14 protein-coding genes are annotated in these 21261 nt (G+C 47.6%); 4 read left to right on the top strand and 10 right to left on the bottom strand.

Annotated features, from left to right (window positions below; genetic code table 11):
- Positions 1 to 20: 20 nt before the first annotated feature.
- The gene (locus tag Q7V32_RS15680) at positions 21 to 2279 is read right to left on the bottom strand and encodes a PhnD/SsuA/transferrin family substrate-binding protein (protein WP_304897917.1); all 2259 of its coding nucleotides are present in this window, start codon (positions 2277 to 2279) and stop codon (positions 21 to 23) included.
- A gap of 90 nt (positions 2280 to 2369) precedes the next feature.
- The gene (locus Q7V32_RS15675) at positions 2370 to 4829 is read right to left on the bottom strand and encodes an EAL domain-containing protein (protein ID WP_304897916.1); all 2460 of its coding nucleotides are present in this window, start codon (positions 4827 to 4829) and stop codon (positions 2370 to 2372) included.
- Positions 4830 to 5638: 809 nt separating this feature from the next.
- Between Q7V32_RS15675 and hemC the strand changes: the two genes are divergently transcribed.
- The 4 genes from hemC to Q7V32_RS15655 are packed head-to-tail and all read left to right on the top strand — an operon-like array spanning position 5639 to position 9738.
- On the top strand, positions 5639 to 6565 hold the full coding sequence (gene hemC, locus Q7V32_RS15670) for a hydroxymethylbilane synthase (RefSeq protein ID WP_304897915.1): 927 nt from the start codon (positions 5639 to 5641) through the stop codon (positions 6563 to 6565).
- Entirely contained in the window at positions 6562 to 7341 is a 780-nt protein-coding gene (locus Q7V32_RS15665) for a uroporphyrinogen-III synthase (protein ID WP_304897914.1), read from the top strand. Before hemC ends, Q7V32_RS15665 begins: the two co-directional genes overlap by 4 nt.
- Positions 7329 to 8498, top strand: coding sequence for a uroporphyrinogen-III C-methyltransferase (locus tag Q7V32_RS15660; RefSeq protein WP_304897913.1), 1170 nt, complete (start codon positions 7329 to 7331; stop codon positions 8496 to 8498). The genes Q7V32_RS15665 and Q7V32_RS15660 overlap by 13 nt, the downstream gene beginning before the upstream one ends.
- Before the next feature lie 7 nt (positions 8499 to 8505).
- Positions 8506 to 9738 carry a heme biosynthesis HemY N-terminal domain-containing protein gene (locus Q7V32_RS15655; protein WP_304897912.1) on the top strand — a complete coding sequence of 411 codons (1233 nt, stop codon included), beginning with the start codon at positions 8506 to 8508 and terminating at the stop codon, positions 9736 to 9738.
- Between the two features lie 215 nt (positions 9739 to 9953).
- Here Q7V32_RS15655 and Q7V32_RS15650 read toward each other — a convergent pair whose 3' ends face one another.
- The 8 genes from Q7V32_RS15650 to Q7V32_RS15615 form a co-directional block, all read right to left on the bottom strand.
- Complete coding sequence (locus tag Q7V32_RS15650) at positions 9954 to 10865, bottom strand: diguanylate cyclase (protein ID WP_304897911.1); 912 nt, start codon at positions 10863 to 10865, stop codon at positions 9954 to 9956.
- 187 nt (positions 10866 to 11052) lie between these two features.
- Entirely contained in the window at positions 11053 to 11442 is a 390-nt protein-coding gene (locus tag Q7V32_RS15645; protein WP_304897910.1) for an Hpt domain-containing protein, read from the bottom strand.
- An 82-nt stretch (positions 11443 to 11524) separates the two neighbouring features.
- The gene (locus Q7V32_RS15640; protein ID WP_304897909.1) at positions 11525 to 12064 is read right to left on the bottom strand and encodes a PAS domain-containing protein; all 540 of its coding nucleotides are present in this window, start codon (positions 12062 to 12064) and stop codon (positions 11525 to 11527) included.
- Positions 12051 to 15695, bottom strand: a complete 3645-nt coding sequence (locus tag Q7V32_RS15635; RefSeq protein WP_304897908.1) for an EAL domain-containing protein — start codon at positions 15693 to 15695, stop codon at positions 12051 to 12053. The genes Q7V32_RS15640 and Q7V32_RS15635 overlap by 14 nt, the downstream gene beginning before the upstream one ends.
- Positions 15696 to 16045: 350 nt before the next feature.
- Positions 16046 to 17506, bottom strand: a complete 1461-nt coding sequence (gene ubiD, locus Q7V32_RS15630) for a 4-hydroxy-3-polyprenylbenzoate decarboxylase (protein WP_304897907.1) — start codon at positions 17504 to 17506, stop codon at positions 16046 to 16048.
- Positions 17503 to 19542, bottom strand: coding sequence for an oligopeptidase A (prlC, locus tag Q7V32_RS15625; protein ID WP_304897906.1), 2040 nt, complete (start codon positions 19540 to 19542; stop codon positions 17503 to 17505). Before prlC ends, ubiD begins: the two co-directional genes overlap by 4 nt.
- A 2-nt stretch (positions 19543 to 19544) precedes the next feature.
- Positions 19545 to 19874 carry a hypothetical protein gene (locus tag Q7V32_RS15620; RefSeq protein ID WP_304897905.1) on the bottom strand — a complete coding sequence of 110 codons (330 nt, stop codon included), beginning with the start codon at positions 19872 to 19874 and terminating at the stop codon, positions 19545 to 19547.
- On the bottom strand, positions 19867 to 21099 hold the full coding sequence (locus tag Q7V32_RS15615) for a transposase (RefSeq protein WP_304897904.1): 1233 nt from the start codon (positions 21097 to 21099) through the stop codon (positions 19867 to 19869). The genes Q7V32_RS15620 and Q7V32_RS15615 overlap by 8 nt, the downstream gene beginning before the upstream one ends.
- Positions 21100 to 21261 lie beyond the last annotated feature (162 nt).

Below are 21261 nucleotides of genomic sequence, written 5' to 3'. Positions count from 1 at the left end.
TCCGGTTCAGGATAAAACGGCTATGCGGTCTCACTGGCTTTTACCGGTATTTCAAAAATAAACCGGCTGCCTTTGCCTTCACCTTCCGACTCGGCCCAAATCCGGCCTTCGTGGTGTTCGACGATTTTCCGGCATAATGCGAGACCCATTCCGGTTCCCTCAAATTTGGCTCGGGATTGCAATCGGCTGAAAAATTGAAATAAACGGTGGATCTGGCTGGGAATAATGCCAACCCCGTTATCGCTGATATCAACTCGCCAGATATTATTTTCAACATGACCGTGGATGAGAATGATGGGAGGACGATCCTCGATGCGATATTTGATGGCATTACCGGCCAAATTAAGAAACAAGCGCGTCATCTCATCCTGGCTGGCGACAATTTCAGGCCATTCTCCGCTAATCCTTATTGCCGCATGGGCCTCCTGACGAGCCGGCTCCAGAAAAAACAAGGCATTATCCAGTGCGGTGCGGCTGGATTGCTTGCTTTTGGGGGCGGATTTGCGGCCGACCCGCGAATACTCGAGCAAGGACACAATCATCGCATCCATTCTCTTTGCGCCCTGCAACGCAAAGTTCATGTTTTCCCTGTCGTCATCATCGAGAACGGCATCCAGATGTTTTTCAACTAATTGCAGGTGACCGGTTACCATTCTTAGCGGTTGCCGCAAATCATGCGATACGCTGTAAGCAAACTGTTCAAGATCGGCATTAGATTTTTGCAGAGCAAATTCCGCCTGTTTTCGTTCATTAATATCAGTGTGCGTGCCAATCATTCGTAAGGGTTCGTTGGATTCAGAATGACTTACAACCATGCCGCGCGCAAGAAGCCAATGCCATTCGCCGCTTTTGCTGCGCATGCGTAATTCTGTCGTGTAAAGAGGCAGATTCTTTTCAAAATAAAGGTGAACGGTGGAAAGGACTCTGTCTCTATCGTCAGGGTGTAAATGATCTTTCCAGAAGTCAAACGTGTTTTCAAATTCGTCTTCGGCATAACCGATCATTGCTTTCCATTGCTTTGAAAAAAAGACCTGTCCTGTTGGGATATTCCAGTCCCAGACGCCATCTCCCGCACCTTCAAGTGCGAATTTCCAGAGAGCTTCGCTTTCCTGCAGTTTTATGGTTTGTTGTTGGACGTTCTTGCGTTCAACAAGCAGCCTTCGGTTGACAAGTATCAACGCAATACCCAGCGCGATAACACAGGCGGTGGTAAATAGGATGGCCAGGATTTGTGAGGTGTAGCGGCGCCATACATCGTTTAAGGTAAAGCCGGGTAAATTTTCGTAGGGCGGTGCTCGAAGTTCTCTAAGTAACTCATTCGTGGACAGATAATCGGCGGGGATGGAAAACCCTTGAATTCCGATCAGTTGGCTAACATCCGGGTGATCACTAAGCATCAATAAATTAGCGGTGACTCGTCTCGCCAGTTTTTCGTCTATTTGAGGGAGCGATGCAAAAGGCCACTCGGGAAACAGACGTGTCGAAATAAAGAGAGGGAAGTCGGGTAAATCCTGGCTATTGATAATGCTGATTTCGTTAAGGTCCAGTTTGCCTTGTTGAGCCAGCGCTTCCAGTACACCGGTCTGAACAAAACCGGCATCGGCTTTGCCGCTCATAACGGCCTCGACGACTTTGTCGTGCGGAGTGCCGGTAGTCCGGATTTTATAATTTTTGCCCGCTTTTAAGCCAGTTTTTTGCAGTTCATGAATTTGTAAGTGATAACCGCCCAAAGATTCCTGACCTACCGCAGCGACGTTTTTTCCGCGAATATCGGTTAAACGACGCATGTCCTTCCGGTCTTTTAACGAGAAAATAACCCCGCCAAAAGCCGCAAGTCCTTTAGAGTCCTGTTTTTTAATGAGTGTTGCCAGTGGCGAAGATAAGCCGATATGATGAGCGATCTGTATGTAGTGGGCCGGATTTGTCAGAATGAAGTCAATCTGCCGGGAAAAGACAGCCATCTCCAGTTCATTGTAAGAGAGCGCTTCAATGATAAAGTCATGCTCGGGAATGGCGCTTTTGAGTATTTTGGTCAGCGGCTGCCATTGCTGCTGCATGTCCTGTTTAGGGCGAAAAGCCAGTATGCCGATCTTTATAGGCTCGGCTTGAACGGAACAGCTGGCTGCCAAGACAAGGCCGCTATAAAGCATCAACAGGTTATAGCCGGATTTGAACTTCCGTTTTTTAGGCGTGGAAGATGATAAGGATAAATCAGTATTATCCGGGAGTAACCCGCTTTTTTTGCTTAGCCGGCGCTCAGCAAAAAATAGCAGCCGCATATAAAAACTGCTTTTTCAGGGGAAGTATTTCGCTTTTTAACATAAGTGATTCAGGAAAATGGACGCTTACCATGGTACAGATTGTCCTGACTAATTAAAGTTTTCCAACCAGTTTTCAACCGGTTCTGGGCGTCCGAAGAAATAACCTTGGTGGACAACACTTCCCAGCGTATTGAGAAAATCAGCCTGATCTTTGGTTTCCACTCCTTCGGCGACTATACGCAAATTAAGATGCTTGGCTACCGCAATAATGGTTTCAACCAGAGCCGCATCGCTGGCGTTGGTCAGAATGTCCTGAATAAAGCTTTTATCTATTTTGATTTCTTGAATGGGTAAACGTTTAAGATAAGAAAGGCTTGAATAGCCGGTACCGAAATCATCCATTGAAAAGTGAACACCCAGCGCTGTCAATGAGCTCATTTTTTCAGCCACTTCATTGATATCATTGATGACCAGGCTCTCGGTGACTTCAAGAGCCAGATGAGCCGGATTGGCTCCTGTTGTCTTCATGATCTGGATGACCTTTTCAACAAAATCAGCCTGGTCAAAATGGCGGGGGCTGATATTAACCGAGATCCGAAGTCCCCGGTTACCTTGTTCAAGTTTTGCCAGCAGTTGACACACTTCGGACAGCATCCACCGGTCAAGAGCGATAATCAGGTTGGATGCTTCTGCCAAAGGAATAAACAGATTCGGAAATACCATGCCACGTTTTTCATGAGGCCAACGTACCAGTGCTTCAGCGCCAACTTGTTGCCCTGCCGCGTTAACTTGCGGTTGAAGGTAAACTTTCAATTGATTAAGGCTTATTGCCAAGCGTAATTCATTTTCCAGCTGGAAGCGTTCAATGATGGCTTCGCTGAGTGCTGATTCAAAAATGACAGTCTGGCCTTCGCCTTTTGCTTTGGCCTGATTTAAAGCGATATCGGCTTCACGAAGAACATCAATTGCGGTTTCCGTGGATGATTTTGGAAATAAATTGATGCCAATGCAGATATCCAGGTAAAAGGTTTCGCCGTTTAAGATGATGCCTTCCCTCAATGTTGCGCGCATTCTTTCCGAAGTGGCTGCCGCTTCACGCATGGCATTCTTAATATCTGAGGAGGTATTTTTTTGGAGAATGGCAAATTCGTCTGAATCGAGTCTAGCCAATAGATCATTGGGCTTCATGCATTGCTCTAGCCTCATGGCGACTGATTTGAGCAGGTCATCGCCCATATCCATTCCTCTAACTTCGTTAATACTTTTGAACCGGTCGATGTCAATCAGAAGAACATTCGCAAAGTGACCGTCCCGGTAAGCCTGTTCCAGCGTTTGTTCCATTTGTTTGAGAAACAGTGCCCGGTTTGCCAGATTCGTCAATGGGTCGGACCATGAGAGTCGGTCTGCGGTATGCTGCGCGCGCTTAATGTCGCTTAAGTCCGAAAAGATAGCCGTGTAATGGGTGATATTGCCGAGTTCATCCTTGATCGTGCTGATTGTTTGTATAACAGGGAATACCTCACCGTTACGGCGGCTGCAGAACATTTCGCCGTTCCATAAGCCTTTGGTCATCAGGCAGGTTAAAACGCTTCTCAGAAAATCTTTGGAATGCAGACCAAAGCAAAATTTAAGCGGGTCTTTATCAAGTACCTCATCTTCCTTAAAACCGGTGATACTCAGAAATGCAGGGTTTACGGCGACTATTTTCGGAGTCGCATCCGATACCACAATGGCTTCCCCGGTGGTTTCAAATACACGTGTGGCCAGTCTTTGGCGTTCTGCTGCCTTTCTGATTTCTGTAATATCCCTGCCGACCACCACCAGGCCTTTGCGCCTGCCATCGTCATGAAATAGCGGAACTTTTACAATGTCGAATATTAATGGGCTATTGTCGGGACGAGGAATGGTTTCCTCTCTTCTCAGCATGGCGCCGGATTGCCATGTCGCTTCATCACTGGCTTCGCAGGCAAGAAAGGCATCTTTATAAAAAGTTTGGTATTCAGCTAATTCGGAATCTTTTTTGCCGCGATAATCGACGTTTTCCAGTTGAAATAATTTCAGATCAAATGTGTTGGCTTCCAGCCAGCGTCCTTCAGCGTCTTTAAAACAGACAATGTCGGGCATGGCATTAATCAGCGTGCGTAATTGGGAGCCGGTTTCCGCGAGTCGTTGTTCCAACTGGTTACGGCTGATGGCATAGCTGATGGAGCGGATCAACGCTTCACTATCATAGTTACCCTTAACCAGATAATCCTGAACCCCTAAGGTGAGCGCTTGCAGTGCCAACTCGTTATTTTCGTGGCCGGTTAGCACGATAATAGGAATGGAATGCGCTTCCTTTAATAAGTCTTCTACTGTTTTGATGCTGCTGGAGTCAGGCAGGGAAAGATCCAGCAACAAAACCTGGGGGAGCTGTTTTTCCAGTTTTATCTTGGCTTCTGCCAGATGAGTTACCCAGATTACGTCAAATATAATATCCCGACTCATTCTTAACGCGGAACTTATCAGGTGAGCATCACCTGGGTCATCTTCGACCAGCATGATTTGGCAAGCGTTAGAAGGGATCATCGGAGAAAATTAAAACCCATTGTTTTTTATCGGTGGTGGCTGGCGGCTCGTTTCATTTAGAATAAATGGATCAGAGGCCATTATAGTTAAGTAAAGCTATTTTAGTTGACGGTTCTGACTTGAAACTTTGGGGCTTATTGGATACCTTCTTGCAGCTGCCTGATTTAACAGCATTGTTTGTCGGTTCTCAAGACGAACTCACCCGGCATTGTTAAGTCAATCTTAAGATATCATGTAAACAGTTTATTCTGGCTATCCCGATACTTTTTCCTTAAATAAAATTTAAACCGAATAAGTTTTAAATCAGTTAAAAAGGGTACAATGAGCCGATTTAAGAATAGCATTTGTTTGATGAACATCTGTAAATTTACTACGGTGTTTGTTTGTGACCTAAAAAAACGGTAACTACTCGCCCGCTTGGAATAGAGGGTTTAGGTGATTGAAAAGGCTTCTGTAACAGGCATGGTTTCATGTAGCAATTCTCAAATTGAAGGAAAAAAGGGTTGGGAGAAGCTTTTCGAGGATGTCGGCAGTAGGGATGCTACCGTGAAGCCCCCAAGGAGGGGTTTACGGCATACCTCGAAAGGCTTTTCCCAGCCCAAAGTGACGCTGAAAATATCAAACTGGTAATTGCTGGGTTTCATGCGTCCTTTCAAATCAAGCGCCTACACCCAAATAAAATGGGAGGGGGTGCAAAAAAATCAGTCGCGGAAATTATAAAGTTCCCGTCTTTAACGCCGATAATGGCTGATTCTTCCGGGCAGATGCACTTTCATTTGATTTAAATTTATAACAGATAAGGTATTGTTTTGATACAAAAGGTTATTCGCATAGCGACCCGTAAAAGCCCTTTGGCATTATGGCAGGCAGAGCATGTCGCCGATCGCTTGAAAACAGCATTTCCCGGTTTACAGACCGAGCTTGTAAAAATGACTACCAAGGGCGATAAATTGCTGGATGCGCCTCTGGCCAAAGTCGGAGGGAAGGGGCTTTTTGTCAAGGAGTTGGAGCAGGGCATGCTGGAGGGGATAGCGGATATTGCTGTTCACTCCATGAAGGATGTGCCGGTGGAATTTCCTGAGGGGCTTCATCTGGCGGCAATTTTGACGAGGGAAGACCCTACCGATGCGTTTGTGTCCAATCACTTCCGTTCTTTGGATGACTTGCCTGTAAACGCAAAAATTGGTACATCCAGTTTGCGCCGCCAGTGCCAGATTAAAGAAAAATTTCCGGATTCGGAGATTTTATCGTTGCGGGGTAATGTTAATACCCGGCTGGCTAAACTGGATACCGGTGAATTTGATGCCATTATTCTGGCTTCAGCCGGTCTCAAACGTTTGGGCATGGGGCATCGCATCACCGCCTGTCTTGACCCTGCGCAGAGTTTACCCGCTATCGGGCAAGGCGCAATTGGCATAGAGTGCAGAATTGATGATGCGGAACTCAACAGTTTGCTGCAGGCGCTGCATGATCCGGATACCTCCATTTGCGTTCGTGCCGAGCGAGCCATGAACAAGCGCCTGAATGGCGGCTGTCAGGTGCCGATAGCCGGATTTGCAGAATTGACGGATAACCATCTGATAATGAGAGGCTTGGTCGGTAGTCCGGATGGCACGGTTTTATACAGGGCAGAACGTTCCGGTTCTGCCGAAGAGGCCGAGGCAATAGGTAAGGCTATTGCTGAAGACTTGCTGGCATGCGGTGCTGATGAGATTTTAAGGGAATTGCTGGCTTGAACCACTCACAGGGCATTCTGATAACACGTCCGGTTCATCAGGCTGAAAAACTGTGCGGATTGCTATCTGAAGCGGGTTTTTTGCCCATCCGGTTTCCTGTTCTGGAGATAGTGCCTACACAAAAGACCGATCAGGCAAGGCAAATTCTGGCTAGTATTGATGACTATGACCGGTTGATTTTTATCAGTGTAAACGCCGTAAATTTTGCACTGTTACTGAATGATGGCAAAATAGCAGCTTTTACTAAACGGCCAATAGCGGCAGTTGGGGCGTCTACTGCCGATGCATTGGTGAAGCAAGGCCTGGTGGTTGATACGGTGCCAGAAAGCGGTTTTAACACTGAAGCGCTTTTAGCTATGCCTCAGTTGCAGGCAGTTAAGGGGCAGCGTATTTTAATCATTCGTGGTGAAGGCGGGCGTGAAGCCTTGGCTGATGAATTACGCAGACGCGGGGCTGCTGTTGATTATCTTGAGGTCTATCAAAGAGCCTGCCCGGATTTGGACAATAAGCCATTGATAAAGATGTTGCAGGAAGAGCAATTGGCTGTGATTACAGTAACGAGTTCCGAAGGACTTAATAATTTGGTCCGGATGATGGGTGATGAGCTTAAATCAGCGCTGTTAATTTTGCCCTTAGTTGTTGTTAGCGAGAGAATGGCGCAAGATGCGCAGGCGAGAGGTTTTTTTCACGTGGTTGTGGCAAAAAATCCTTCTGATGCCGCTATTTTAGAAGAAATAAAAAAGATCATAAATGGGGAATACCAGTGGCTGAGTTAAGTGAAAAACAAGACCAGAATACCGATAAAGTTTTGTTGAAAAGCAAATCCAAAAGCGGGCTTTGGTTCGGATTCTTAATTTTACTGATCATTCTCAGCATCGGGGGGATTGGTTATTATTTTTTCATGCAGTTGCGTGCCCAACAGGAAAATTTGGGTGGCGAGCTTGATAAGGGTGACATGCAGGTCATTGAGCTCAGCAAGCAGCTGAGCGGCTATCAAACACAATTGTCGGCATTGCAATCACAATTGGCCACACTGGTCGCCGATGTTAAAAACAAGGACGGGCAGTTTAACAAAACATTGTCTGACTTCTCTCAACTTCATACCGAAAAACTCGATAACGCCAGAACTGACCTGGGTAATCAGATCCGTCAGGTCCAGCGTCAACTGGGTAAAACCCGCGGCGATTGGTTGATTGCCGATGCTGAATATCTGCTGAGTGTGGCAAATCAGCGTTTGCAACTGATGGGCGATTTGGTCACGACTAGCGAAGCGCTGGAAGCGGCTGACCAACGTTTGCGCGAGAGCGGCGATGCGGCGGTTTTCAAGGTCAGAGAGCAAATTTCAAAAGATATTGCCGCGTTGAAAACCATTGTCGAATCGGATGTGGTCGGGATTTATTCTGCGCTGCAGACCTTACAAGGCAAAGCTGGGCAATTGCCCTTGATCATGCCTTATGCCGGCAAGCCGTTTACGCCTGCATCAGAGGTTCACAGTCATGATGATTCTGGGGAAGATGAGCATAATATACTGTCTTTCGCGATGAAAAAACTCGAAGGCGTAGTCACCATTCGCCATACTGACAAGGAAATCAAGGCTATTCTTGAGCCTGAGGAAGCCTTGTTTATTCAGCAACAATTGAGAGTCAAGCTGGAAATGATCAAGCTTGCGCTGGTTCAGCAAAATGAAGCCTTGTATAAAGCAGCCATTGCCGATGCAATCGCATGGCTCAAGGAAAACTTCACTATGAACGACGAAACAAAGTCGGTTGTGGGAGAACTGGAACGCATGAATATTATTCGATTAAAAAGTGAATTTCCGGATATCAGCCGGTCGCTTAAGATGCTGCGCGATATTACTAAATTAAGAATTGAGACAGATAAAGCGTTGGCTGAACCCGAAGTAACAGAACAGCCACCTCAAAATAATCAATGAGTGAACTATGAAAAATGTCATCTATTTTCTGGGTTCGCTCTTTATTGCAGTCGCAACCGCTTTTATAGTTCATAGCTGGTTAAGCCAATACGATGACTCGGGCTATGTATTAATTGGTATGGGGCGGTGGTCATTAGAAACTTCGCTGGTGTTTTTTGGCGTGGCTCTGGTGATCGTTTTTTTTATCACTTATATGTTTTTTCGCCTGGTAGGCTGGTTAATGCGGCTGCCCGGCAAGATGAAAGATCGCGGAAAGAATGTTAAATTCAACCGTTCCCAAGAAGCACTGATCGCCGGCTTAGTCGATTCTGCCGAAGGTAATTGGGAAAAAGCCGAAAAAATATTGATCAAGCATGCCTCGCACAGCGGCGCGCCTTTGATTCATTATTTGACGGCGGCAAGGGCCGCTCAATCGCGAGGCGCAGTTGAAAAACGCGATGAATATCTGAAAAAAGCGGCCGATTATGCGCCGGGTTCTGATATTGCAGTCGGCCTGGTTCAGGCAGAGCTCCATTTGTCGGGAAATCAGTTTGAAGAGGCGATGCAAACGCTGACCAAATTACACTCCATCAATCCGGGCCATGCGGCTGTTCTCAAACTTCTTCATCAAACGTACCGGCATATAGGCGATTGGGATGCTATCAGGAAGCTGATTCCCTCACTGAACAAGAACAAAGTGTTGATGGAAGCCGAAGTCAAGCTATTGGAAGCTGACGCTTACAGTAATCTCCTCAGACAGGCAGCACAAAAAGGTGACTTCACCGAAATTCAAGAACTTTGGCAAGAAATCCCCGACTACATAAAAACCGTGTCAGGAATTCCTGCCATTTATTTTGCAGCGATGATTGATGTGGGTGCCGGTGCCAAGATCGAAGATGAACTGGCTAAAATAATCTCTGCGAACTGGGATCATACTTTGCTTGTGCTGTTCGGTAGCGTTCAGTCAAATGATCGGGCCAGACAGCTTAGAACAGCGGAAAGCTGGCTAACCGTTTATCCTGATGATCCTGTCTTGCTAAGAATCTTGGGTAAATTAAGTATTTTGACCAAGGATATGGATAAAGCGGAACTTTATCTGGAAAAGAGTATTGCTGTTGAGCCTTCGGTTTCAGCCTATCAGTTATTGGGTAATATACTTTTTGGCAAAGATGATAAAAATAATGCCATTGAATGCTACAAAATGGGTCTGGAATTAGCTTCAAACGAAGTCATCAGCCAAGTTGAAAACTTTACGGGCTGACCGGATAATGCCAGCGTTTTCTCTACCCGCTGTTTCCATCAGGAATAACACAGCAATTCCCGGAGTGAACTGTTAGCCTGGCCTTGACAGCAGCATCATTGCTGCCGATATTTCTCAACAAGCGTCCCCCTTCAAATTGAGAACTACTGGTGGGTTTGACGGGGGGGTAAAAAAGCCTGCGAGAAGCTCTGTAATCTCTTTAAAGGTTTATTGCCTTAACAGCAGACCCGGTTACGGCCTGTTTGCTTGGCTAAATACAATTGTTTATCGGCTGCTTCCAATAAGGTATCGGCCTTATTTAACAGGTCATTTTCGTCCAGAGATGCTGCGCCAATGCTCACCGTGACATAAGCCTCAGTACTTGAAAATTGGTGCGGGACGTTTAATTGAGACACTTTGGTTTTCAGACGCTCCGCTACATGGCAAGCATCCTCCTTTCCTGAGTTTGGCAGAATGGCAATGAACTCCTCTCCACCGTAGCGTCCAACCATATCGCCAGCCCGGGTCAGTCCTTCCGCCAGGGCTGACGCAACTGCTTGTAAACAAATATCTCCTTGCCCATGGCCGTAATGGTCGTTGTATTCTTTGAAGTGGTCTATATCGATCATTAACAAGGCCAAAAAAGAATGATCCCGATCTGCGCGTTTAAGTTCGCACTGCAGAACTTCATTGATACGCCGCCGGTTGGGTAAATGGGTGAGCGGGTCAATTTGTGCGAGGTTTTCAAGCATATCCGCATGATTTTTAAGCTTGATATGATTACGAATCCGGGCCGCAACAACAGGGATATGAAAGGGTTTGATAATGTAATCCACTGCTCCGAGATTGAGTCCGTGTTCTTCATCGCTCAGGTTGTCTTTGGCGGTTATGAAAATAATGGGTATCGACTGCGTTTTAGGGTTGGATTTAAGTAACCGGCATACCTCAAAGCCATCCATAACGGGCATCATGATATCCAGTAATATCAGATCGGGTTGTGGGTCGGCCATCGCCAGCAATAAGGCTTCCTCGCCATTATTCGAGACTTTGATACGGTATTTCGATTTTAGACTTTCAACCAGAATTTGAATATTGGTTAGCATATCGTCAACAATCAAAATAATCGGTGTATTTGTGCAGGGTTTCATCGTTTGTTTCCATACTCTTGAATTAATGCATGCATCGTATTTTGAGCCCGTTCATAGTCAAGGTTGTTAAGTTGATTTGTCAGTGTTTCCATGGCTGGACCCGCTTCACTGGGCAGCCTTTCTTCTATTTCTCGCAGGCTTGTTTTGGATACCCATTCATGTCCATCCAATAGTTCATCTAACTCAGTTAACCGTTTTTGTAAATCATTATTATAATTAAGGGGAACTTTAGCAGCTGGGTGGGGGTTAAGTAATCAATACATGCTGACAAAACCTCGTTCAGCGTTGCGGAGAAGTCAATCAAGGTAGCCGGTTTGATGATCCCCACTTTAATATCCGTTTCCAATTTGACACACGCTTTTTGTAAGGCATACGCACCTAAATTGCCGGCGGCTCCTTTTAATTTATAGGTTTCTATTCCGGCCTGAGCATAGTGTCCGTCTTGTAGCCTTTTTTTGATTCTGTTTTCACTGCCGCTAAAGTCAATGATAAATTTCTCGAACAGTTCCAGAATAAAATTAGGATTGTCTGCTGCCAGTAAAATGAGCCGGTTCACGTCAAACACCGGTGCAATCAATAGGGATTATCCTGGTTGAATGGCTTCGGATAAATTTACACAGCGTTTCAACAATGACGTTGATAGGTTTCAATATAGTAATCTAAGTCATCTGGATGCATGCCTTGCGTCCAACCATGCCGTACTCATCTTCCACGTTACGGCCGGTAAAATCCAGCCATACTTTATTAAACCAGCAGTACAACTTGTCCAGACCCGAAATCCAGATTAATACCGGCGCTGCATTTGCCATGGTACGAAAGCGCTGTTCGGTTTTCCTGCGTTGAGTGATATCGTTAATCATGACCAGCATGCCGAAAATGAGGCCTGATTTATCGTATAGAGCACTTACGCCGTTTTCTCCCCACAACGTTTGCCCGTTTTTATGACGGAATGGCTGATCAAAATAAAGGTGGGATGTTTGACCGGCAATCAGTTTTACGAATGGTTGATGATTTCCATCATTAATGCCGGACAAGCCTATATCAGGCGGGGATGACTGCAATAACTCGTCCATATCATTGCCCAGCCATTCACAAGCATGTTGATTGGCCTTGAGTAATTGAAGATCCAGGCTAAGCGCCAGCGTTTGTAACAAGATTTCTGCTTCCTGAGAAAGCGCAGAAGATTTAGGGCCATGCATCATATGTTTTAGAGCTGTCAGAGAGCGAATTCATTATGGGTACTTCGTCATTAACCAGGAATGTTTGTTGGTTCCAGGCAGCCCAGGACGGGTCAGGACGCCAAGTTTTGATCCAGGGTTGCAGTGCGGACGCTGTCATGGGTTTGGCAATGCCATAGCCTTGCGCTAACTCACAACCCAGAGACAGCAGCAAATTGCCATGGGCTATCGTCTCTACGCCTTCGGCTATGACTTCACGCCCGAAAGCGTTGGCCAGGACCAACACCCCTCCAACTATGGCAAGATCGTCCTGATCTTCCAGCATATCTCTGACGAAGCTCTGGTCAATTTTTAGGGTGCTGGCGGGTAGACGTCTAAGATAGGTCAGAGAAGAATAACCGGTGCCGAAATCATCCAATGCAAACCGGACGCCGAGGCTGATACACGCATTCATGACACCGCATACATAGGCAATATCTTCGAGAGCACTGGATTCAATGACTTCCAGTTCCAGCTGACAAGGCTCAACTTCAGGATGCGCGGTCAGGAGTTCAAACAAGCGTTCTTCGAAACGGGTTTGTTGTAATTGTAATGCGCTAATGTTCACACTGACCGAAATATCCAAGCCCTCTGCACGCCATGCGGCAAGTTGGCTTAATGCGGTCTCAATGACCCAGTTGCCTAATTCCAGGCTGATAGGGTGCTTGTCGATAAGGGGTAGAAAGGCAGCGGGGAGCAGAAAACCGCGTTCAGGGTGCTGCCAGCGAATAAGCGCCTCTGCGCCGACTATTTCGCCCGTTTTCATATTCACTTTAGGCTGATAATAAAGGACGAATTCACCGTAATCAATGGCGCGCCGGATGCTCTCCAAAGTCTCTCGCTGTGTTGCTGCTTCGGCATTTCCAGCGATATCGAATAGCTGATAACTGTTTTTGCCTTGTTGTTTGGCCTGATACATGGCTTGGTCGGCATGCCTCATCAGTTGATCTGCATCGGCATTGTCAAGCGGATACAGTGTGACGCCGATACTGGCCGATACACTCAGCTGTTCTTCGTTGATTGCCACTGGTTCGGCGGCTGCGATAAGCAGGCGATTAAGAATCGGCTCCCAGTCTTCGTTTTGCTCAAGGTCAATAAGTATCGCAACAAATTCGTCGCCACCGATACGTCCCAGGGTGTCGCCTTCACGTAACGCCGACTTCATGCGTTGTGCAACTATGATCAATAGTTCATCGCCCGCAGGGTGTCCATAATGATCGTTGACCGATTTGAAGCCATCCAGATCCAGGTAGAGAAGTGCCAAAGACCGGCCGTTGCGTTCACTATTGACCATGGCTTGCCTTAGTCGGTCGGCCAGCAGCAAGCGGTTAGGCAGTTGGGTGAGTGTGTCAAAATGAGCAATATGCTCCAGTTGGTTTTGTTGTTCCTTGATCTGGGTAATATCCGTAAACAAAGCCACGTAACTTTTCGTCCTGCCATAGGTGTCTTTGACGGCACTGATAGTCAGTAATTCCGCATAGACTTCGCCATTCTTGCGCCGGTTCCATACCTCTCCGCACCAATGGCCCTGGTCGATAAGCTGTTGCCACATAGCCGAATAAAATGCCGCGGGTTGCCGTCCGGAATTTAAGATTCGAGGATTTTGACCGAGGATTTCGGCACGGCTGTAACCGGTGATCAGAGAAAATGTCTTATTGACTTCTATGATGTTGGCGTCGGCATCGGTAATCAGTATGCCTTCCCTGGCATGAGTGAAGACGCTTGCAGCGAGCATCAACTCGTTTTCCGCTTGTTTACGGTCGGTAATGTCTTGATGTGTTCCCGACATGCGCAAAGGCATGTCATCGGCCGACCATTCGACGATCCGGCCTTGATCCAGCACCCAGATCCAATGACCCTGCTTGTGCCGCATACGCACTTCGCAACTGTAAGAAGCTGTTTCGCGTGAAAAGCATTTTTCCAGCCTGTCCTTCGATAGCTTGATATCTTCCGGATGGACTAGCGCTAGCCATGTTTCAATAGTATGGGGACTCAGTTCCGAAAGGGTATGGCCGGTAATCTCGGCCCATCGGTCGTTGAAAATCGTTTCACCGCTCCTGATATTCCATTCCCAGGTGCCGATATTGGTAGCCCAGATGATTTCTTCCTGGCGGCGACTCAGCTCACGAAATTTTCGCTCGCTCTCAAATAACTTGGCTTCGGTTTGTTTACGTTGAGTGACATCATGCCAGGAGCAGAGCACGACCTTTTTTCCGTTTAAAATTACCGGATCCAGGCTAACATTGGCTATTAATTTGCTGCCGTCAAATTTTTTATGGATCCATTCGAAGCGTTGCGGCTCACCGTTTTCGACTAACTGCAATATACGCTCTGCTTTACTTTGTGAACTTTCACCATCCGGTTGGCGTTCCGGCGAAATGTCGGCCGGGCGGGCATTCAGCAGTTTGGTCCGGTTTTTGTAGCCCAGTATTCGCACGGCTGCCATGTTGCAGTCAATAAAGCGCCCGTCGGCAATAATCCAGGTAGGTTCCGGGGCCAGTTCAAACAATGTGGCAAAACGTTGTTCACTTTGGCGTAATCGCCGGTTCTGGATCAACGAGAGCAAGCCTGAAGCTATTAAAAGCAGCGTCAAGATGCCTATGGAGGAGATCCAGATCCGGTATTTTTTCCACAGGTCGGTCAGGGTGAAATCAGGGGTTACGTCATAGGGCGGCAAACGCAGTTTTCTAAGTACCTCATGCGCGCCTTCATAATTGGCGGGAGGAATAAATCCAATAATGCCTGCTGAATGGGCAGCCGGGCTATCGGGAGGCAGGTTAAGCAAGGCAATGATCAGTTTGCGAGTGAGTTGTTCATCAACCTGGGGCATCACCGATACCGGCCATTCAGGATACAGACGGGTGGAGCTGATAAAGGGATATGCAGGCAGCTGTTGTTTGTTGATAATCTTGATTTGATCCAGGTCAAGCTTGCCTTCGTGCTGCAGTTCTTCGAGGACACCGCTGCGCACAAAACCTGCATCGGCCTGACCGGTCATGACGGCTTCGACAACAAGGTCGTGAGGCATGCCTGTTCTTATCAGCTTTTGCTTTTTGGGTAACGGGACTCCGGCAGACAGCAACTCAAAGGCTTGCATCTGATAACCACCGGCAGAATTTATAAGGGTGACTGCAATACGCTTTTCACTCAGGTCAGCCAGGGAGTTAATCGATAACGCATCATGGCGCGTAAAAATAACGCCTCCGAATGCTGAAAGCTTATATGCATCGGCTTGAGTCACCTGCGTCACCAGGGGTGCCGACAAATTGTGTTGAAGTTGAAGCTGGATAGCGTGTCCCGGATTGGTCAGCACAATATCTACTTCATTTCCGGATACTGCGGCGTCCAGTTCGGAATAGTCGTAGACACTGAGTTCGACGCGTTGGCCCAGAGCGGAAGAAAGATAAGTGGCCAAGGGTTCCCACTGGGTCATGGCCTGTGCTTTTGGCCGAAAAGCAAGAACTGCAAATTTTAACGGAGTTTGGAGGTCTGAACAAAACGCTGCTTCGGAAAAGCCGAACCCTGCAAGTGTCAAAACAAGCATTAATGTTTTCATCGGGCTATTTTGCTGAGCCGATAAGTCGGTCATTGATGCTCCGGTTGGATGTTTCATATCCAATCCAGTGATGAATTACGGCAGTCAATGGCTGTGCTGGGGGGCAGGCGAAAAGCCAAGATGCAATTGCCGGTAATGAAGCTAAGCGGATAAGAAAAGTGTGTCGATTCATGCTAAAGAATTTTAGACACACATTACACAAGATTCATTTTTTATTTCATTTTTGCAACCTTCAGGAAGCCTTATCAGGCGTAGCTTTTGCTAATAGTCATTGATTCATTGATAGCGGTTTTAAACTCTGCCTATGCGGCCGTCATTTCGGCAATTCATGCGCAAATGACGGCTCTGGTGATGAATTAAGAATGGGCTAAACTCACTCTCGCTAATCCGGATAATTTAAAAAGCCATCAAAACAACTCATCCCAAATTCTGTCTACCTGCTGGATGATCTCTTTTGACATGACGATAGGGCGTCCCCATTCTCGGTTGGTTTCGCCGGGCCATTTATTGGTGGCATCGAAGCCCGCTTTCGAGCCTAGACCTGATACCGGTGAGGCGAAGTCGAGATAATCAATAGGGGTATTATCGAGCAGCGTGATATCACGGGTTGGATCCATGCGCGTGGTCATGGCCCAGATGACCTCTTTCCATTCGCGCGGACTGATGTCCTCATCGACGACGATAACGAATTTGGTGTACATGAACTGGCGTAAAAAAGACCACAAACCTAGCATGACCCTTTTTGCGTGGCCTGGGTATTGTTTTTTTATGCTGATTACGGCCAGGCGATACGAGCAGCCTTCGGGTGGTAGATAGAAATCAACGATTTCCGGAAATTGTTTTTGCAGGATTGGCACAAACACTTCATTCAATGCCACACCCAAAACAGCGGGCTCATCGGGCGGTTTGCCGGTGTAGGTGCTGTGGTAAATCGGATCGTGGCGCTGGGTGATTTTTTCGATGGTAAACACCGGAAAATCATCGACTTCATTATAATAGCCGGTATGGTCGCCGTAGGGGCCTTCCGGTGCGGTTTCTCCGGGATAAATGAAGCCTTCCAAAACGATTTCAGCGCTGGCCGGCACTTGCAGGTTATTGCACAAACAATTGGCCAGCTCGGTTTTACTGCCGCGCAATAAACCGGCGAAGGCATATTCAGACAGGCTGTCAGGAATCGGTGTAACCGCACCGAGTATCGTCGCGGGATCTGCTCCCAGCGCAACGGTAACCGGAAAAGGCTGGCCGGGATGGGCTTCCTGCCATTCCTTGAAATCCAGCGCGCCACCGCGATGGGCGAGCCAGCGCATGATGACTTTATTTTTCGCGATGACTTGTTGGCGGTAAATACCCAGGTTCTGCCGTTCCTTGTAAGGACCTTTGGTAATGACCAGCGCCCAGGTGATGAGCGGCGCGGCATCCTCGGGCCAGCAGGTTTGAATGGGATAATTGGCCAAATCGATTTCGTCGCCTTCCAGAACGACTTCCTGGCAAGGCGGTGATTTGACAATTTTAGGCGCCATGTTCAGCACTTGTTTGAAGACCGGGATTTTGTCCAGCGCATCCCGAAAGCCTTTCGGCGGCTCGGGTTCTTTCAGATAGGCCAGTAATTTCCCGATTTCACGCAGGGCTTCGACCGAATCTGCGCCCATGCCCATGGCGACGCGGTGCGGCGTTCCGAACAAGTTTCCTAGCAGCGGTATTGTATGACCTTTCGGGTTTTCGAATAACAGCGCCGGGCCCTGCTGCTCCAGGGTGCGGCTGCAGATTTCAGTTATTTCAAGGACCGGGTCGGCCGGATACTGGATTCGTTTCAGTTCACCTTGTTTTTCCAGTTGCCTTATGAAGTCGCGTAAATCGTGGTACTTCATGCAGCAATTCCGTTATGTCTGAGCAAGGCATCGATTTTGGGTTCACGGCCTCGGAATGCAATAAACAAGGACATCGCGTCTTCGCTGCCGCCTTGCTCAAGAATATTGGTTAAAAATGCATGGCCGGTTGTAACGTCAAAAATGCCTTTTTCTTCAAACAGCGAGAAGGCATCACTGGATAAGACTTCGGCCCATTTGTAGCTGTAGTAACCGGCGCCATAGCCTCCGGCAAAAATATGGGAAAATCCGTGCGCGAAGCGGTTGAACGCGGGTGGCTGAACGACGGAGACCTGCCTTCTGACGCGATTAAGAATGTCATAAATACGGCCGCCTTTTTTGGGGTCATATTCAAGGTGGATTCTAAAATCAAACAAGCTGAATTCCAGTTGTCTGACCATTTGCATGCCGGCCTGAAAGTTTTTGGCCGCCATCATCTTATCAAACAGACTGTCGGGTAATATTTCGCCGGTTTGATAATGACCTGAGATTAATCCCAGTGCCTCTTTTTCCCAGCACCAGTTTTCCATAAACTGACTGGGCAACTCGACCGCATCCCATTCGACGCCGTTGATGCCTGAAACGCCCAAGTGATCGACTTGAGTCAACATGTGGTGCAGGCCATGGCCAAATTCATGAAAAAGCGTCGTGACTTCGTCATGGGTCAGTAACGCAGGATCGCTGCCTGCCGGCGGGGTAAAGTTGCAGGTCAGATAAGCAACAGGGGTTTGAATGCTATCGCCCGTTTTTTTGCGGGTAGTGCAAACATCCATCCAGGCACCGCCACGTTTTTTAGGACGTGCGTATAAGTCGGTATAAAACTCGCCGCGTAATTGACCGCTTTGATCAAGGATTTGATAAAACCGGACGTCAGGGTGCCAGGTGTCAACCTTATCGATTTCTGAAATTTGCAAGCCGTACAGTTTTTCGACGATCGCAAATAAGCCCTTTAATACCCGGTTGTCCGGGAAATAAGCTTTAACTTCTTCCTGAGATAACTGATAGAAATGTTGCCGCATTTTTTCGGAAAAATAGCTCATATCCCAGGGTTGCAAATCCTTGATGCCGTAATATTTTCCGGCAAATTCGCGCAATTCGGCCAGATCCTTGCGTGCCTGACGCCAGGACCTGTCGCCGAGGTCTTCAAGAAAATCGATGACTTGATCCGTACTTTCGGCCATTTTGGTGGAAAGGGATAATTCGGCGTAATTGGCAAAGCCCAGCAATTGCGCTTTCTCATGGCGCAAGTCAAGAATCTGCTCCATGATCTGACTGTTATCCCAGTGACCTGCATAGGGACCGCAGTCAGAAGCACGGGTTACAAAGGCTTCATAATGTTCTCTGCGTAGCTGCCGATTGTCGGCATACGTCATGACCGCCAGATAGGAAGGAAATTGCAGCGTGATCATCCAGCCTTGCAGATTTTCACTCTGCGCGGTTTGTTGAGCTTGCTGTAATGCGGATTCGGGTAATCCGGCCAATTCTTCACGGTCGGTAATATGTTTGGACCAGGCATTGGTGGCATCCATCACGTTTTCTTCAAACTGACTGGTCAATTTGGACAACGCCTGACTGATTTCCTTGTAACGTTGTTTTTGTTTTTCCGGCAGATCGATACCGGATAAGCGAAAATCTCTGAGCGCGTTATCAATGATTTTTTGTTGTGCTTTATCCAGATGAGCGAAATCATTGCTTTGCGCGATCATTTTATACGCGTGGTAAAGCGGCTCATTTTGTCCCATCTCAGTCGAATATTCGCTGAGTTTAGGCAAACAGGCATTGTAGGCTTCACGCAAGGCTTCGCTATTGATCACCGAGTTCATGTGACTGACTGGAGACCAGGCTTTGTTGAGTTTGTCTTCTACATTATCGATAGGCTCTATCAGATTTTCCCAGGTATAGTTTTGGGTTGATGCCAAGCAGGCAGAGACTACCGAGCGCGCTTCTGCGAGTAACGCATCGATGGCGGGTTCAATATGGTCGGTCTTGATTTCAGAGAAATGGGGTAATGCGCTGTCTATCAGTAATGGATTTTTCATAGTTACCAGGAAAGAATGTTCATGGCTGCTTGAATACGTTGTTGAGCATTTCGCAGCACTTGTAGGGAAAGGTCAGGGTTAAGTTTACCGTCGTTCAATTTGGTATAGGCCGGAATGGAGCAAATGGCGGGCAGCGTTTTGCTCCGCTCACTGCCGATAAAGCTGTGTAATTTCGCCAATATGACAATGTCAATGAGCCCCAGTTGGTCATTATTGTCAAAATACCAGTCTTCGGCATGATAGGGAATATGGGTGAGTTCTTCACTGAAACCCAGTGTATGCAAAACCAGTCTGCCAACCGGTCCTCGCAGCAAGCATAAGTATCTACACATCTTTTCCTAAAAATTGTTGAGCGGTTGCCTTCAATCTATCCAGTTCTTCTTGAGAGTAGGCATCCATGATTTCAAGCATGGAGAGGAAGACCCACAGCCCCGACAATAGTGCTGGATTCGTAAACTCCTTTTTGTGGCGCATTTGCCTGCCGCTGAGCTTGATCAGAAAGAGTCTTAATTCAGCCGCTTCCTTGCTTTTGTCGGCGGCTATGGCCCAAACCGTAACACAGGCCATGCTAGCCACCAAGAGGCGTTTGGCGATGGCCATGGCTGATTCTTGTTGCCACGATTCGAGGTGGTGGCCTGCCGACTTGACCAGTTTGAAAAAACACTCGATTTGCCAGCGCCAGTAGTACCATAGCGCAATAGTCGAAGCATCGACATCTTTTACATTGGTCAATAGCAGCCATTCCGCCAACACCTCACCTTCGTCGGACAAGACGCGACTGACCACCAGCCTTGCCGCTACAGGAATGCCAGGCACCGCCGGCTTTTTGCTTTTCTTCTGACTGGGTTTGGCGGGACGGGTTAGCGTCACTTCAGTCTCCGCCACCCACTGCCAATAGGCCTTGCCATGATAACTGACAGACCGGGTTTTAATGAACTCCAGCTCTTGCGCAACGGCTTTACAGGCCATGGGCTTAGCTTGGTAGTCCACTTTGGGATTATCTTTGACCCGTACCAGCCAGTGGCTACCCGTCGCTTCCCAGCGGCGGATATGGGCGATGGAATCGCCTTCTCGATCAATCAGGTGGACTAATGGCTTGGCAAAACCTTGCTGCTCCAAAAACTGAATGCAGTCGCTGACTTCATCCAAATGATTTTGGACGATGGGTTGAGGGTTGGCTTCCTGATAGGTCGCGAAACTCCCTTCGCGGCTAACCAGTCGCTGCGCTACCGGCGCCAAGGGCTGTCCGGTTTGGTCGCTAATAATGAGGCTGGTTTGCAGATCGTAGCCGATGTCGGTGTCATGGGTGATCGCGTAAGTGTCCGGTTTGTTGGCATGTTTGTAACTCAAGCGCGACCAGTCATGGACGCATAAAGCGAAGTTCATGCAAAGAGCCAAGATGCCTTGGTGCGCGGCGACCGTGAGCGGTTCTTGGAGCTTCGATAGACTGACCGATTCGTTTTGGTAGAAGCGCCACGCCGCTTGAGTGCTGGCAAAGCTGCTGATTTTGTCAGGCAACGCTTTTAATCCAGCACTCAGGCGTTCACTTGAATTCATGTGTTCACTCACCAGGCGCTGGTAGCGGTCGTTTAGGCGTGAGTCCACGCCGGATAGGCTTTTTTAAAATCATGCGACATCATGCCAAAATTTACGAAAAGTTGTGTAGATACTTATGCGCAGCAAGGGGATCGTTTCTTCAAGCAACGTAAAGTCGATGTC

The organism is Methylicorpusculum sp. (assembly GCF_030651835.1).
Lineage (GTDB): Bacteria > Pseudomonadota > Gammaproteobacteria > Methylococcales > Methylomonadaceae > Methylicorpusculum.
Note: the sequence above shows the minus strand (reverse complement) of the source record. Positions and strands in the feature narration are given on the sequence as shown.